Here is a 12,992-nt window from a genome sequence, read left to right on the forward strand (position 1 = left end):
AAGCTGACGGCCGATCAGCCAATGGGGGGCCGTTGATCGACACCACGAGCACGGAGGTCGCAGAGGGCGAGGAACGGATCCGTCTGGAGGTCGAGGACGGCATGGCGTTCCTCACCCTCTGCCGCCCGGCCACCCTCAACGGCTGGAGCTGGGAGTCCACCCGCCAGCTGGGCCTGCTGGCGGACCGCATCCGCTTCGACCCGGCGGTACGGGTGGTCCTCCTGCGGGCGGAGGGCCGGGCCTTCTGCGCGGGCATCGACGTGACGGCCCCCGGCAGCGCCATCACGGGCGCCTCGCCCGCCGAGCGGACCCGCAACTACTACGAGGGCATCCGCTGGGCCCACGAGCGCTTCGCCGCCCTGGGGCGCCTACCGCAACCCGTGCTGGCCGCCGTCCAGGGCTACTGCCTGGGCTTCGGCTTCGAACTGGCCCTGATGGCCGACATCCGCATCGCCGCCGAGGACGCCGTCTTCGCCCTGCCGGAGGCGCAGCTCGGCGTGGCGGTGGACGCAGGAGGCGATCTGCGCATCGCCCGCGAGGCGGGTGCGGGCTGGGCCAAGCTCCTCGCCCTGACCGGCCGCCGCATCGACGCCGCAACCGCCGAACGCCTCGGACTCGTCCAACTGCTCGTATCCCGCGACGCCCTGGACACCGCCGCCCGCGAGCTGGCGACGGAGATCGCGGCGAACGCACCCCTGGCCGTCCAGGGCATCAAGCGCGCGATCGACGCCTACGCGGACGCCGCCCTGCCCCCGGCCCTGGACCGCGTGGCCCTGACAGCGGCCCTCACCCTCACCTCGGAGGACTGCCGCGAGGGCTACACGGCCAAGGCCACCCGCCGCCCGCCCCGCTTCACCGGAGGCTGAGCACGGACCCCGAGCCACCCGGCTCCCGGCAACCCCAGACGGGCGGCGGACGCCAAGCCGAGACGGGCTGTGTAGCGATCTGACGCGACGGTGGCCTGGATGGCCCCGATGCCCATCTGATGGGCCGACTGCGGCTTGACCCGACCTGGGCTCGGAAAGGGGATCTATCGGCCCCGAAGGAGACACGGCAACGGAATCCGGCCCGCCCCTCACCGCCGCTCCTGAACACGACCCCCCCGGCCATCCTTCGGGGGCTTCCCGGCAGTCTGTTGTCTTTCCGGGGCGGGCCGGGCGGTCAAGGGTGGCCGAAGGCCATCGCGAAGCGACGCGAACGCAGTGAGCGCCCTTGACGGCCCGGACCGACACGGAAGGACAGTCGACTGACGGGACGCCCCCGAACCCCACCGACCCCGGACGCGGGGCTCCCCCCTCACGGGACGAACGGACCGCGGCCCAGTTGCTCGCGCAGCGGGGTGACCTCCGGGTTGACCAGGGAGCGGCGCTGCCAGTTCGCACCGTCGACCACCAGGGTGTGGCCCGTGACGAAGCGGGCGTAAGGGGAGGCCAGGAAGGTCGCCGCCCAGCCGAGTTCGCGGGGAACGCCGACCCGGAGGGCGGGCTGGCGGGCGTCCCGGCCGCCGAGCGCCGCCCGGTCGAGGCCGCCGCGGATGTCCCCGGTCATGTCGGCGTGCGGGAACAGGCCGGGGACGAGGCCGTTGATCTGGATGCCGTACGGGCCCCACTCCACGGCGAGCGTCTCCACCAGGTTCTTCACCCCCGCCTTGGCCGCGGCGCTGTGGGCGAAGCCGGGCCCGCCCGTCCAGGCGTAGGACGCTCCGATGTTCACGATCGACCCGGGGGTGCCGGCCGCCAGGTGGCGGCGGCCGAACTCGCGTGTCATGAACCAGGTGCCGGTCAGGGTGGTGTCGACGACGGCTCGCCAGGCGTTCGGGGACAAGTCCTCGGCCGGACAGGGGAAGTTGGCGGCCGCATTGTTGACCAGGACGTCCGGCGGCCCGAGCGCGGCCTGCGCCGCGTCGAAGACCTCCGCGACCCGCTCGGGGTCCCGGATGTCGCAGACGGCCGCCGTCACCCGCCCCGCGCCCGGGACGGCCGCCAGCTCCTCCCGGGCCGCCGCGAGCAGTTCGGGCCGCCGTCCGGCGATGACCAGGTCCGCGCCGAGCCGGGCGAACTCGGCGGCGATCGCCTTGCCGAGCCCGGTGCCCCCGCCGGTCACGAGGACCACCTGCCCGGCGTACGTACCGGGAGGCAGGGCGGCGGCACCGGGCGGCGGAGGCGCGGGCAGACCGGGCGCGGGAGGGTGCGAGGGGTTCTCCATAAGCCCATCGATAGCGTGCGGGCGCTCAGATCACCATGCCCGCGGTAACCACGCACGCAGTTACCACGCACGCAGTTACCACGCACGCAGTTACCACGCACGCAGTTACCACGCACGCAGTTACCACGCACGCAGTTACCACGCACGCAGTCACCACGCCCGCGGTCACCACGCACCCAATCACCACGCCCACGGTCACCACGCCCGCGGTCACCACCCACGCACTCACCGCCCACGCGGTCACCACGTCCGCGGTCACCACGTCTACGGTCACCACGCGCGGGTCACCGTACGCCCGATCGCCACGCGAGGGATCACCACGCCCACGATCACCACGCACCCGGTCACCCGCACCCGGTCACCCGCACCCGGTCACCCGCACCCGGTCACCAAGCCCGCAACACCCCGCTACTTCGGCACGTAGGCCTGCTTGCTCGCGCAGCTCCACACCACGGCGCTGCTCTTCATGGTCTCCCAGTCGTAGAAGGTGCCGCCCACCCGGTCGTCGTCCGAGGCCGCGAAGGTCGAGCTGCCCGAGTCGGGGCTCGCGCCCGCGGGGTGCGGGAGTGCCATCGGGGCCCGGGCCCCCGTGCCCGGCCAGTACGCGGCGTGGAGGAAGTTGGGGTACCCGTCGACGAACGTGACGGCCGATCCGACGGCCACGTTCGCGCCAGGGCTGACGGCGTCGAAGGTGAGGTGCTCACAGCCGGCGACCCGGCCGCGCTCGTCGATGCCGGCCGCGGACGTGTGGACCGTCCGGTCGCCCTGGGTCCACACGGGGAGGCTGTACGGCGGGTAGCCGCCCCCCGCGGGCCACACGACGGGGAAGCTCATGCTCCTGAGCTCGCTCGTCCTCCTCCACGTAGGAGGTCAGGGCCGTTCCGACGATGTCGCCGCGCGCGTTGATCCCGTCCACCGAAACGATCTTCGTGCTCGGGTGGGCGTCCGCGGGGACGGGCAGCTCGCGCACCACGGCGCCGTTCAGCCATTCCTTGGCGACGCCCGCCTCCATGCCGACGAAGCGGCCCGAGTCGTTGACGTCCGTCACCGCGCTCGCGGTGGTTCCGCCGCTGACCAGCCGGACCGCCGCCGCACCCTGCTGGTACGTGAACCCGACGGCGGTGCCGTAGTCGTTGGCGCGCCGGACGGTGCCCACCATCAGGCCCTTCGCGTTCACGGCGCGGACCTCGCCGAACACGAAACCCTCGGGCATCGCGACGGCGTGGACCGCGTGGTCGGCCGTCCAGTACACGGGCAGTCCGGCGCCGTCGCCCGCCAACAACCCACCGCTCCCGAAGGCGCGCACGGCGCTGTCCGTCGCGGGCCCGGCCCCGAGTGCCGGCAGCCCGAGGATGTCCGGCGTACACGCCGGCCCGCAGAGCACACGTGCAGAGCACACGTGCAGAGCACACGTGCAGAGCACACGTGCAGAGCACACGTGCAGAGCACACGTGCAGAGCACACGTGCAGAGCACACGTGCCGGCCACACATGCAGAAGACACGTGCCTCCCCATCTTCCCCACCCCCCCCGAACGGGTTCGAATGCACACCCCCGGACGGCCGTCGGCCGCCGGCACGCCGGCCGTCGGGCACCGCACGCCGGCCGACGACCGATGGTTCCCAAAGTGGCAAGCGACCGCTTAGTATGCCCGCGGAGCGTGGTTCCCCTCGACGGCGGCTGGAGGCCCCGGATGCAGGCATGGCGAGTACACACCCCCGGCGAGCCCCGAGAGGCGATGCGCCTCGAAGAGGTCCCCGAACCCGTGCCCGGCGAGGGCGAGGTGAGGCTCAAGGTGCTCGCGGCCAACGTCAACTTCCCCGACGCCCTGCTCGTGCGCGGGCAGTACCAGATCCGCCCGCCGCTGCCCTTCACCCCCGGGGTGGAGATCTGCGGCGAGACCGAGGACGGCCGCCGCGTCATCGCCAACCCGAGCCTGCCCCACGGCGGCTTCGCCGAGTACGTCACCGCGCCCGCGCGCGCCCTGCTGCCGGCCCCCGAGACCCTCGACGACGCCCAGGCGGCCGCCCTCCACATCGGCTACCAGACGGGCTGGTTCGGCCTGCACCGCCGCGCCCGGCTCCAGTCCGGCGAGACCCTCCTCGTGCACGCCGCGGCCGGCGGTGTCGGCAGCGCCGCCGTCCAGCTCGGCAAGGCCGCCGGCGCCACCGTCATCGGCGTCGTCGGGGGCAAGGCGAAGGCGCGCACCGCCGAGGAGCTCGGCTGCGACCTGGTGATCGACCGGACGAGCGAGGACCTGGTCGCCCGGGTCAAGGAGTTCACCGGCGGGCGCGGGGCCGACGTGGTCTACGACCCGGTCGGCGGCGACGCCTACACCGCCTCCGCCAAGTGCGTGGCCTTCGAGGGCCGCATCGTGGTCGTCGGCTTCGCGAGCGGCACCATCCCCGCCCCCGCTCTCAACCACGCCCTGGTCAAGAACTACGCGATCCTCGGCCTGCACTGGGGCCTCTACGCCACCAAGGACCCGGCCGCCATCCTCGCCTGCCACACCGAACTCACCCGCCTCGCCGCCCAGGGCGCCATCACCCCCCTGGTCAGCGAACGCGTCCCGCTCGCGGCGGCCGCCGACGCCGTCCAGCGCCTCGCCGACGGGAGCACCACCGGCCGCCTGGTCGTCGTACCGGCCCTGGACGCAACCGCCCCCACCCCCGCCGCAGGAGCCGCCCGATGACCCCCGCCGTCACCGCCGACACCCTGCGCCTGCGCGTCCGCGACCTGCTCGCCGCCCACCCGCCCGCCACCACCGGCCGCACGGACTTCCTGCGCGCCCGCTTCGACGCCGGCCTCGCCTGGGTCCACTACCCCGAGGGCCTCGGCGGACTCGGCGCGTCCCGCACCCTCCAGGCCGTCGTCGACGCCGAACTGGAGGCCGCCGGCGCCCCCGACAACGACCCGCGCCGGATCGGCATCGGCCTCGGCATGGCCGCGCCCACGATCCTGGCCTACGGCACCGACGAGCAGAAGCGGCGCTTCCTGCGCCCCCTGTGGGTCGGCGAGGAGGTTTGGTGCCAGCTGTTCAGCGAGCCCGGCGCCGGCTCCGACCTGGCCGCGCTCGCCACCCGCGCCGTCCTCGACGAGTCGGCCGGCGAATGGGTGGTGGACGGCCAGAAGGTGTGGACCTCCAGCGCCCACACCGCCCGCTGGGCCATCTTGATCGCCCGCACCGACCCCGCCCTGCCCAAGCACCAGGGCATCACCTACTTCCTGTGCGACATGCACGCCCCGGGTGTCGAGGTGCGGCCGCTGCGCCAGATCACCGGCGAGGCCGAGTTCAACGAGGTCTTCCTCACCGGGGTCCGGATCCCCGACGCCCACCGCCTGGGGGCCGTCGGCCAGGGCTGGGAGGTCGCCCGCACCACCCTCATGAACGAACGCGTCTCCATCGGCGGCATGCGGATCCCCCGCGAGGGCGGCATGATCGCCCCCGTCGCCGCCGCCTGGCGCGAACGCCCCGCACTGCGCACCCACGCCCTCCACCAGCGGCTGCTCGACCTCTGGGTCGAGGCCGAGGTCGCCCGCCTCACCGGCGAACGGCTGCGCCAGCAGCTCGCCGCCGGGCAGCCCGGCCCCGAGGGATCGGGCATGAAGCTCACCTTCGCCCGGCTCAACCAGGAGATCAGCGGCCTGGAGGTGGAACTCCTCGGCGAGGAGGGCCTGATGTACGAGGACTGGACGATGCGCCGGCCCGAACTGGTCGACTTCACCGGCCGGGACGCCGGCTACCGCTACCTGCGTGCCAAGGGCAACAGCATCGAGGGCGGCACCAGCGAAATCCTCCTCAACATCGTCGCCGAACGCGTCCTCGGCCTGCCCGCCGAACCGCGCGACGACAAGGACCTCGCCTGGAAGGACCTGGCCCGATGACGTTCCCGCGCGAAGGTTACGACCTGCTGTACTCGGAGACCGAGGAGGAACTGCGGTCCGCCGTACGGGCCCTGCTCGCCGACCGGTGCGCGCCCCCGGCCGTACTGGCCCGGGCCGAGAGCGGCCGCCCGCACGACCCCGCTCTGTGGCACACCCTCGCCGCGGAGATCGGCACGGCCGGGCTGCTCGTACCGGAGAAGTTCGGCGGCCAGGGCGCGGGCCACCGCGAGGCGGCCGTGGTCCTGGAGGAGCTGGGGCGGGCCGTGGCGCCGGTCCCCTACCTGACGAGCGCGGTGCTGGCGGCGGAGATCCTGCTCGGCTGCGATCCCGCCGGTTCGGCCCACACGGCCGCCCTGCTGCGCGAGTTGGCCTCCGGGCGGCAGGTCTGCGTACCGGCCGTGCCGCTCACCCTGGCGCCCGGGGCCCCGCTGCCGGCCGCCGTCCGGGACACCGGGGGAGGGCAGCTGACCGGCACCGTCACCTCGGTGGCGGACGCGGTGGCGGCCGACGTCCTGCTCGTGCTCGCGGACACCGGCCTGTACGCCGTTCCGGTCGCCGCCGTGACCCTCACGCCGCTGGTCCCGCTGGACCTGACCCGGCCGCTCGCCACCGTCACGCTGGACGGGGCCGCCGGGACCCGGCTCGCCGACCCGGCCACCGCGCGCGCGGCCGTGGCCGGAGCACTGCTCTCCGGGGCCGGACTGCTGGCCGGCGAGCAACTCGGAATCGCCGAGTGGTGCCTGACGGAGACGGTGGCCTACGTCCGGGGCCGCCACCAGTTCAACCGGCCCGTCGGCTCCTTCCAGGCCCTCAAGCACCGGCTCGCCCGGCTCTGGCTGGACGTGGCCTCCGCACGGGCGGCCGCCCGCGCCGCGGCCGACGCCCTCGCCACCGGCGCTCCGGACGCCCCGCTCACGGTGGCCGTCGCCCAGGCCTACTGCTCGGGCGTGGCGGTCCGCGCCGCCGAGGAGTGCGTACAGCTGCACGGCGGCATCGGCATGACCTGGGAGCACCCGGCGCACCTGTACCTCAAGCGCGCCAAGGCCGACTCCCTGGCCCTGGGCACCGCCGGCCACCACCGCGCCCTGGTGGCCGACTTCGCGGAACTCCCGGCGCCCTGAGGGACCGTGGGGGGCCGGGGCGTCAGCCCCGGCCCCCGGGGGCGCACGGCCGGTCCTTATCCTCGGGGGATGGCTCCCGTCATCACCCGACTCGACACCGCCGGGCTCACCACGCACCGCGACGAGCTGGCCGACCTCCTTCTCGCGGTGGTACGCGGCGGCTCCTCGCTCGGCTTCCTCGCCGACCTCGACCACCGCCAGGCCGCCTCCTGGTGGGATTCCCTGCGCCCCGCCGTCGAGGACGGCTCGCTCGCCCTCTGGATCTCCCGCCCCGCCGACGGTGCCCCGCTCGACGGCACGGTGAGCTGGTGCCGGGAGTCCAAGCCCAACGGCCGCCACCGCGCCGAGCTGCGCAAGCTCATGGTCCACCCCGGGGCACGCGGCCGGGGCACGGCCCGCGCCCTGCTCGCCGAGGCCGAGGCGGCGGCCGCCCGGGCCGGAGTGCTGCTGCTGTTCCTCGACACCGAGACCGGGAGCGGCGCCGAGCGCGTCTACCGCTCCGCGGGCTGGACCGAAGCCGGCACCATCCCCGACTACGCCGCCGACCCGGCAGGCCGCCTGCACCCCACCACGCTCTTCTACAAGCACCCCGCACGGTCGAGGTGACCTCGCCCGCCGCGCCGCGTTAGACCCCGTAGCGCGGACCACCGAGCGAGGGAGACCGCATGTACGCAGCACCCGCCGCCGCACCACTCAGCCGGCGCACACTTCTCCGCACCGCCTTCACCGCGGCGGTGTTCGCCGGCGCCGCCGCGGCCCTGGCCCCCGTGCTGCGCGCCCGGCGCCCCCGGCAGACGCTCACCCCCGCACCGCTGACCGAGGAGACGTACCGGGGCCGGCACATCGCCGTCGACGCCGCCGGGGTCCGCATCGACGGCCGCCCCCTGCACGTGATGCGACGCGCCGACGGCAGCTACCTGAGCGGGATCAACCACTTCCAGTCCTTCGAGACTCCGCTGGAGCTCGCCCGCGCCGCCGTCGACGAACTCGGCACCAACCAGCTGGCGCTCGCGGTCCCGCACCACGGCTGACGGACGGAACGGGAGGAGCCCCGCATGTACACCCGGCAGAACCAGAGGAACCTGACCAGCGCGCAGAAGAAGCGCTTCACGGCGGCCGTGCTGGAGCTCAAGCGCAACGGTGCGTACGACGACCTGGTCCGCACCCACGACAAGTACTTCGTCCCCGACCGGGACCGCAAGCTGCGCGTCGGGCACATGTCGCCGTCGTTCTTCCCCTGGCACCGGCGCTACCTGCTCGAATTCGAGCGGCTGCTCCAAGGCGTCGACCCGGGCGTCTCGGTCCCCTACTGGGACTGGACCACGGACAGCAGTCCCGTCTCCTCCCTGTGGGCCGACGACTTCCTCGGCGGCACCGGCCGCGCCGGCGACCGCCAGGTGATGACCGGCCCCTTCGCCTACGAGAAGGGCAACTGGGTGATCACGGTGGGCTTCACGGTGGAGCGCTTCCTCACCCGTAACCTCGGCCGCCCCCAGAACCCCATCGAACTGCCCACCGCGGCCGAACTGCAGTGGGCGCTCGACGATCCGACGTACGACAGCTCGCCGTGGGACTCCACGGCCGGGGCCGGTGGCTTCCGCAACAAGTTGGAGGGCTGGGCCGCCCCCAAGAGCGAACGCTGGCGCAACCACAACAAGGTGCACCAGTGGATCGGCGGCCACATGACGGGCGGAACGGCCCCCAACGACCCGGCGTTCTGGCTGCACCACGCCTTCGTGGACCTCCTCTGGGACCGCTGGCAGCGCCGGCACCCGGACTCCGGCTACTTGCCCGCCGCCCCCCTGCCCCCGGGCGACCTCCAGCGCAGGCGGGTGATCGCCCTCGACGAGCCGATGCCGCCGTGGAACCTCACCCCCCGCGACATGCTCAGCCACGAGGGCGTCTACCGCTACGAGTGACGGCGTGACCGAGTGACCGCGCGACCCGCGAAGGACCGCGTGACCGGTGGGGCGCACGGGAAGGGCCCCCGCCGTAACCGGCGGGGGCCCCTCGGCCTGGTCAGGTCAGGCGGGCTGGAATCAGCCGCCGTAGCCGCCCTTGTCCTCGGTGTGGTGCTCGCCGCCCGACTTGTTGATGCAGGTGTTGCCGAACGCCGGGTTCAGCAGGCCGACGACGTTCACGGAGTTGCCGCAGATGTTGATCGGGATGTGCACCGGAACCTGAACGACGTTGCCCGACAGGACACCGGGGGAGCCGACCGCCGCACCGTGCGCTCCGGCATCGGCGACGGCCAGCCCGGCGCCGGCGGCCAGGGCGCTACCGGCGGCAGCGGTGACGGCGACTGCCTTCGCGATACGCGACATCAAGATCTCCTCGTGAGATGTGGGGCGCCGCAGCAGTAAGTGCGGCATTTGACATGGCATACAACGCAGCGGAGGCCAAGGGGTCACGGGCGCTGCGCCTACCTGGTGACGGAAAACCGCACGGACGCGAAGTAGGGCCGGATCTGGCCCACCCGGCCCGCCTCCAGGACCGCCAGCGGGCGGCCCGAGCAGTCCGGCTCCCGGTAGAACGTCGCCGTCCCGCGGGTGGAGTTCGTGGCCGCCCGGGAGCCGCCGCCCAGGGCGCGGACGCAGCCCTTCGGGGCGGTCAGCCCGTGGACCTGGTCGTCCTGGCCGACGTACTGGAAGTCGGGCCCCGCGGCCTGCGCCGTTCCGGCGGCCGCGAGCAGGAGGAAGGGGAGCGAGCAGGCCCGGACGAGGCTCCGGGCGCCGGGGTGGTTACGCATGGATCGCATGCCCGGCCCAACCCGGCCCGCCCCCGGACGGGTCACGCCTTGTCACCCGTTGGAGGCCTGTGCGACCGTGCGGGGGAGGTGGGACGCACCACGGGAACACCTGATGCACCTGTTCCACGGAGGCACCATTTCCAAGAAGGGCGTGATGAGCGCAGCGGGCAGCAGCGGCCGACCCCGGGTCCGCACCGGGCAGGGCGTGGTCGAGGGACGCACCGGACCGGACGGCGTCGCCGCCTTCCGGGGCATCCCGTACGCGGCGGCACCGGTCGGAGCCCTCCGCTTCGCCGCCCCCGAACCCCCGGCCGCCTGGGACGGCGTACGCGACGCCGGTGCGTTCGGGCCCACCGCACCCAAGGCGGCCTACCCCAAGACCTTCGCCGCGCTGCTGTGCGACCCGGAGATCCCCGGCGACGACTGCCTCAACCTCAACGTGTGGACCCCCGAGCCCACCGCCGGGGCCGGGCTGCCGGTCATGGTGTGGCTCCACGGCGGCGCGCTGACCCGCGGCTCCTCCGCCGTGCCCGTATACGACGGATCCGCCTTCGCCCGCGACGGCGTGGTGCTCGTCTCGCTCAACTACCGCCTCGGCGTCCTCGGCTACGGACTCTTCCCCGACGCCCCCGCCAACCGCGGCCTGCTCGACCAGATGGCCGCCCTCAGGTGGGTCCGCGAGAACATCACGGCCTTCGGCGGGGACCCCGCCCGGGTCACGGTCTTCGGCGAGTCGGCGGGCGCCATCAGTGTCGGTGCCCTGCTCGCCGCCCCCCGTGCGGCAGGGCTGTTCGCGCAGGCCGTCTTGCAGAGCGGCGCGCCCGAGGTACTGCCGCCCGACCACGTCCGCACCATGGTCCGGCGGATGGCCTCCCTGCTCAAGGTGCCCGCGACCGCGGAGGCCTTCGCCGCCGTCGCCCTGCCCGACCTGATCGCCGCTCAGCGGGCGGTGCTGCGCCGCGCCGGAGCGCTGCTCGGCGGACCCGCCTTCGGCCTGGTCTCCGACCCCGACACGCTTCCCGAGGAGCCGCTCGAAGCAGCCGCGCGGAGCGGCGTACCGCTGCTGATGGGCTGGACCACCGAGGAGTACCAGCTCTGGCTCGCCCCCACCGGCCTGATGCGGCTGCTGGACCGGCTCGGCCCGCTCGCGGTGGCGCTGGCCCGTATCCGCACCGGCAAGGACCGGGCCGCCGTACGGGCGCTGCGCGCCGCCCTGCCCGAGGCGGGGCCGGCCGAACTCGCGGGCCACCTGCTGACCGACCGGCTGCTGCGCGATCCGCTGCGCCGGCTCGCCGGGGCGCGGACGGCCCCGAGCTTCGTCTACGAGTTCGGCTGGCCCTCCGGCGTGCCGGGCCTCGGCGCCTGCCACGCGCTGGAGCTCGGCTTCGTGTTCGACACGCTCCACGTGCCGGAGGCGCACTGGCTGGCCGGGCCCGACGCCCCGCAGGAGCTGGCGGACCGGATGCACGAGGCCTGGGTGCGTTTCGCCGTGACCGGGGAGCCCGGGTGGGCGCCCTGGGACGGCTGTGGCCCGCCGATGGAATTCGGCGGGCCACAGGGCGAGGAGGCGTTCGGACCGGCGGTTACTCCACCGGTCCTTCCATGACCTTGCTGATGAACTGGATCGGGCCCTCGCCCATGTTCGGCACGTAGGTCTTGGCGTTGTGCTGGCCGCCCGGGATGACCCTCAGGCTGGTGTGGATCGGCCCCTTGCCGTAGGTGGCGACGAACTTCTGCACGTCGGGCAGCGTCTTCTTGTTGCTCTCGTTGTCGCCGACCTGGAAGGCGAGGTAGACGTCCGGGCTGCCCTTCTTGTCGATCAGGGCCTTCGCCAGCAGCTCGGGGTTGTTCTCCGCCTTCTCCTTGTCGTGGCCCTTCCACAGGGAGGAGTCCGGGACGATGTCGGGGCCGGAGCAGATGGCGGCCTTGAACTTGTCCGGGTGCTGGAGGACGGCCTTCAGGCTCGCGAAGCCGCCGGTGGAGGAGCCCATGTAGGCCCAGCCGTCACGGGACTTCACGGTGCGGAAGTTCGCCTTCACCAGGTCCGGGACGTCCTCGGTCAGCCAGGTGCCCATCTTGGGCTGGCCGGGGATGTCGGAGCCGTCCCAGTAGATGCCCTTCTCGTCCCCGGCCGGGTTCAGCACCGGCATGGCGAGGATGAAGGGCTTGCTCTTGCCCTCGGCGTACCACTTGCTGATGCTGGTCTGGAGGCCCAGGTCGGTGCCCATCCAGTAGTTGCTCGGGTAGCCGGCGCCGCCCGGCAGGGCGATCATGACGGGGAAGCCGCTCTTGGCGAACTTCGGGTCGTTGTACTCCTTGGGCGCCCACACCCAGACCTTGCCCTTGAAGCCGGACTTCTTGCCGTCCAGGGTGGTGACGGAGACGTGCGTGCCGTCGCTCAGGGTCATGGAGTTCTTGAACTCGGCCTTGGGGCCGGTCGGCATCAGAGCCTTGGAGTTGGCGGGCGGCTTGGAGGCGCCGCCCGAGCCGTCCGTCTTGCCCGCCGCGGCGGGCTCGCCGTAGGAGACGCTCTTCCCCTTGTCGGTGAAGGGGGGTATCTCGAAGTGGTACATCACGCCGGCGGCTATGCCCGCGAGGGCCAGCACGGTGACACCCGCCATGAGCCAGCGGCGCCCCCGGCGCCGTCGCGGCGGCTCGGGCTCGGAGTACTGCTCGCCGTACGGCGGCTGTGGCGGGCCGTACGGAGGCTCGTACTGGTCCTGGGGTTCGTACGGCTGTGCGTACGACGTGCCGTAGGGCTGCTGCTGGTACTGCCCTTCCGACCGGTACGGCTGGTGCTGTCCGTCGGGTGCGTACGACATGTGCGGTGGCTCTCCAGCTGGTGCTGCCCGATGGGGGGCGGGGTGGTCGCTATCTGTTCGAAAGATGACCTTACGCGGTCCGGGGTTCCCTTTTTTTCCAGCTCTTGGGTTGCTCTGGGGCTGGCCGTTGCCGAAGACCTGGACGGTCACCGGAGTTCCCGCTCCGTTCGCCGTCTGTCCCTGGCCCATGCACATGCCCCTGGGTATGGTG

The 12,992-nt window shown here is 73.2% G+C and carries 14 protein-coding genes; 8 read left to right on the forward strand and 6 right to left on the reverse strand.

All coding sequences use genetic code 11. The features are described from left to right. Positions 1-32: 32 nt before the first annotated feature. Positions 33-866, forward strand: coding sequence for an enoyl-CoA hydratase/isomerase family protein (locus AB0B01_RS03495; protein ID WP_361712422.1), 834 nt, complete (start codon positions 33-35; stop codon positions 864-866). A gap of 430 nt (positions 867-1,296) precedes the next feature. Here the strand turns inward: AB0B01_RS03495 and AB0B01_RS03500 are convergent, their stop codons facing one another. From AB0B01_RS03500 to AB0B01_RS03510, 3 genes are all read right to left on the reverse strand, one after another. Next, positions 1,297-2,205 (reverse strand): SDR family oxidoreductase, encoded by a 909-nt coding sequence (locus tag AB0B01_RS03500; RefSeq protein WP_361712424.1) that lies wholly within the window; start codon positions 2,203-2,205, stop codon positions 1,297-1,299. Positions 2,206-2,613: 408 nt separating this feature from the next. Then, on the reverse strand, positions 2,614-2,982 hold the full coding sequence (locus tag AB0B01_RS03505; RefSeq protein WP_361712426.1) for a hypothetical protein: 369 nt from the start codon (positions 2,980-2,982) through the stop codon (positions 2,614-2,616). Then, complete coding sequence (locus AB0B01_RS03510; protein ID WP_361712428.1) at positions 2,906-3,604, reverse strand: hypothetical protein; 699 nt, start codon at positions 3,602-3,604, stop codon at positions 2,906-2,908. The genes AB0B01_RS03505 and AB0B01_RS03510 overlap by 77 nt, the downstream gene beginning before the upstream one ends. A gap of 293 nt (positions 3,605-3,897) precedes the next feature. Here AB0B01_RS03510 and AB0B01_RS03515 point away from each other — a divergent pair, with 293 nt between their 5' ends. The 6 genes from AB0B01_RS03515 (at position 3,898) to AB0B01_RS03540 (ending at position 9,129) form a co-directional block, all read left to right on the forward strand. Beyond that, positions 3,898-4,896 (forward strand): NADPH:quinone oxidoreductase family protein, encoded by a 999-nt coding sequence (locus AB0B01_RS03515; RefSeq protein ID WP_361712430.1) that lies wholly within the window; start codon positions 3,898-3,900, stop codon positions 4,894-4,896. Beyond that, a complete protein-coding gene (locus AB0B01_RS03520) occupies positions 4,893-6,089 on the forward strand; it encodes an acyl-CoA dehydrogenase family protein (protein ID WP_361712432.1) in 1,197 nt (398 codons plus the stop codon). Before AB0B01_RS03515 ends, AB0B01_RS03520 begins: the two co-directional genes overlap by 4 nt. Next, positions 6,086-7,210 (forward strand): acyl-CoA dehydrogenase family protein, encoded by a 1,125-nt coding sequence (locus AB0B01_RS03525; protein WP_361712434.1) that lies wholly within the window; start codon positions 6,086-6,088, stop codon positions 7,208-7,210. The genes AB0B01_RS03520 and AB0B01_RS03525 overlap by 4 nt, the downstream gene beginning before the upstream one ends. Before the next feature lie 69 nt (positions 7,211-7,279). After that, complete coding sequence (locus AB0B01_RS03530; RefSeq protein ID WP_361712436.1) at positions 7,280-7,816, forward strand: GNAT family N-acetyltransferase; 537 nt, start codon at positions 7,280-7,282, stop codon at positions 7,814-7,816. A gap of 59 nt (positions 7,817-7,875) precedes the next feature. Then, positions 7,876-8,241 carry a tyrosinase family oxidase copper chaperone gene (locus tag AB0B01_RS03535; protein ID WP_361712438.1) on the forward strand — a complete coding sequence of 122 codons (366 nt, stop codon included), beginning with the start codon at positions 7,876-7,878 and terminating at the stop codon, positions 8,239-8,241. A 24-nt stretch (positions 8,242-8,265) separates the two neighbouring features. Further along, positions 8,266-9,129, forward strand: a complete 864-nt coding sequence (locus AB0B01_RS03540; RefSeq protein WP_361712440.1) for a tyrosinase family protein — start codon at positions 8,266-8,268, stop codon at positions 9,127-9,129. Between the two features lie 120 nt (positions 9,130-9,249). Here AB0B01_RS03540 and AB0B01_RS03545 read toward each other — a convergent pair whose 3' ends face one another. After that, positions 9,250-9,534 (reverse strand): chaplin, encoded by a 285-nt coding sequence (locus AB0B01_RS03545; RefSeq protein WP_361712442.1) that lies wholly within the window; start codon positions 9,532-9,534, stop codon positions 9,250-9,252. 98 nt (positions 9,535-9,632) lie between these two features. Next, a complete protein-coding gene (locus AB0B01_RS03550; protein WP_361712444.1) occupies positions 9,633-9,959 on the reverse strand; it encodes a hypothetical protein in 327 nt (108 codons plus the stop codon). Positions 9,960-10,113: 154 nt separating this feature from the next. Between AB0B01_RS03550 and AB0B01_RS03555 the strand changes: the two genes are divergently transcribed. Then, a complete protein-coding gene (locus AB0B01_RS03555; RefSeq protein ID WP_361712446.1) occupies positions 10,114-11,565 on the forward strand; it encodes a carboxylesterase family protein in 1,452 nt (483 codons plus the stop codon). Here the strand turns inward: AB0B01_RS03555 and AB0B01_RS03560 are convergent. Next, the gene (locus tag AB0B01_RS03560; protein ID WP_361712595.1) at positions 11,543-12,580 is read right to left on the reverse strand and encodes an alpha/beta hydrolase-fold protein; all 1,038 of its coding nucleotides are present in this window, start codon (positions 12,578-12,580) and stop codon (positions 11,543-11,545) included. The genes AB0B01_RS03555 and AB0B01_RS03560 overlap by 23 nt on opposite strands. Positions 12,581-12,992: the final 412 nt, after the last annotated feature.

It is taken from the genome of Streptomyces sp. NPDC044571 (assembly GCF_040647115.1).
In the GTDB taxonomy this organism is placed as follows: domain Bacteria; phylum Actinomycetota; class Actinomycetes; order Streptomycetales; family Streptomycetaceae; genus Streptomyces.

What these genes read in the sequence shown, in the direction of transcription:
- AB0B01_RS03550 (WP_361712444.1), bottom strand. Translation starts at nt 9,959, where the DNA reads ATGCGTAACCACCCCGGCGCCCGGAGCCTCGTCCGGGCCTGCTCGCTC.
- AB0B01_RS03560 (WP_361712595.1), bottom strand. Translation starts at nt 12,580, where the DNA reads ATGGCGGGTGTCACCGTGCTGGCCCTCGCGGGCATAGCCGCCGGCGTG.
- AB0B01_RS03555 (WP_361712446.1), top strand. Translation starts at nt 10,114, where the DNA reads ATGAGCGCAGCGGGCAGCAGCGGCCGACCCCGGGTCCGCACCGGGCAG.
- AB0B01_RS03545 (WP_361712442.1), bottom strand. Translation starts at nt 9,534, where the DNA reads ATGTCGCGTATCGCGAAGGCAGTCGCCGTCACCGCTGCCGCCGGTAGC.
- AB0B01_RS03525 (WP_361712434.1), top strand. Translation starts at nt 6,086, where the DNA reads ATGACGTTCCCGCGCGAAGGTTACGACCTGCTGTACTCGGAGACCGAG.
- AB0B01_RS03535 (WP_361712438.1), top strand. Translation starts at nt 7,876, where the DNA reads ATGTACGCAGCACCCGCCGCCGCACCACTCAGCCGGCGCACACTTCTC.
- AB0B01_RS03540 (WP_361712440.1), top strand. Translation starts at nt 8,266, where the DNA reads ATGTACACCCGGCAGAACCAGAGGAACCTGACCAGCGCGCAGAAGAAG.
- AB0B01_RS03520 (WP_361712432.1), top strand. Translation starts at nt 4,893, where the DNA reads ATGACCCCCGCCGTCACCGCCGACACCCTGCGCCTGCGCGTCCGCGAC.
- AB0B01_RS03500 (WP_361712424.1), bottom strand. Translation starts at nt 2,205, where the DNA reads ATGGAGAACCCCTCGCACCCTCCCGCGCCCGGTCTGCCCGCGCCTCCG.
- AB0B01_RS03515 (WP_361712430.1), top strand. Translation starts at nt 3,898, where the DNA reads ATGCAGGCATGGCGAGTACACACCCCCGGCGAGCCCCGAGAGGCGATG.
- AB0B01_RS03530 (WP_361712436.1), top strand. Translation starts at nt 7,280, where the DNA reads ATGGCTCCCGTCATCACCCGACTCGACACCGCCGGGCTCACCACGCAC.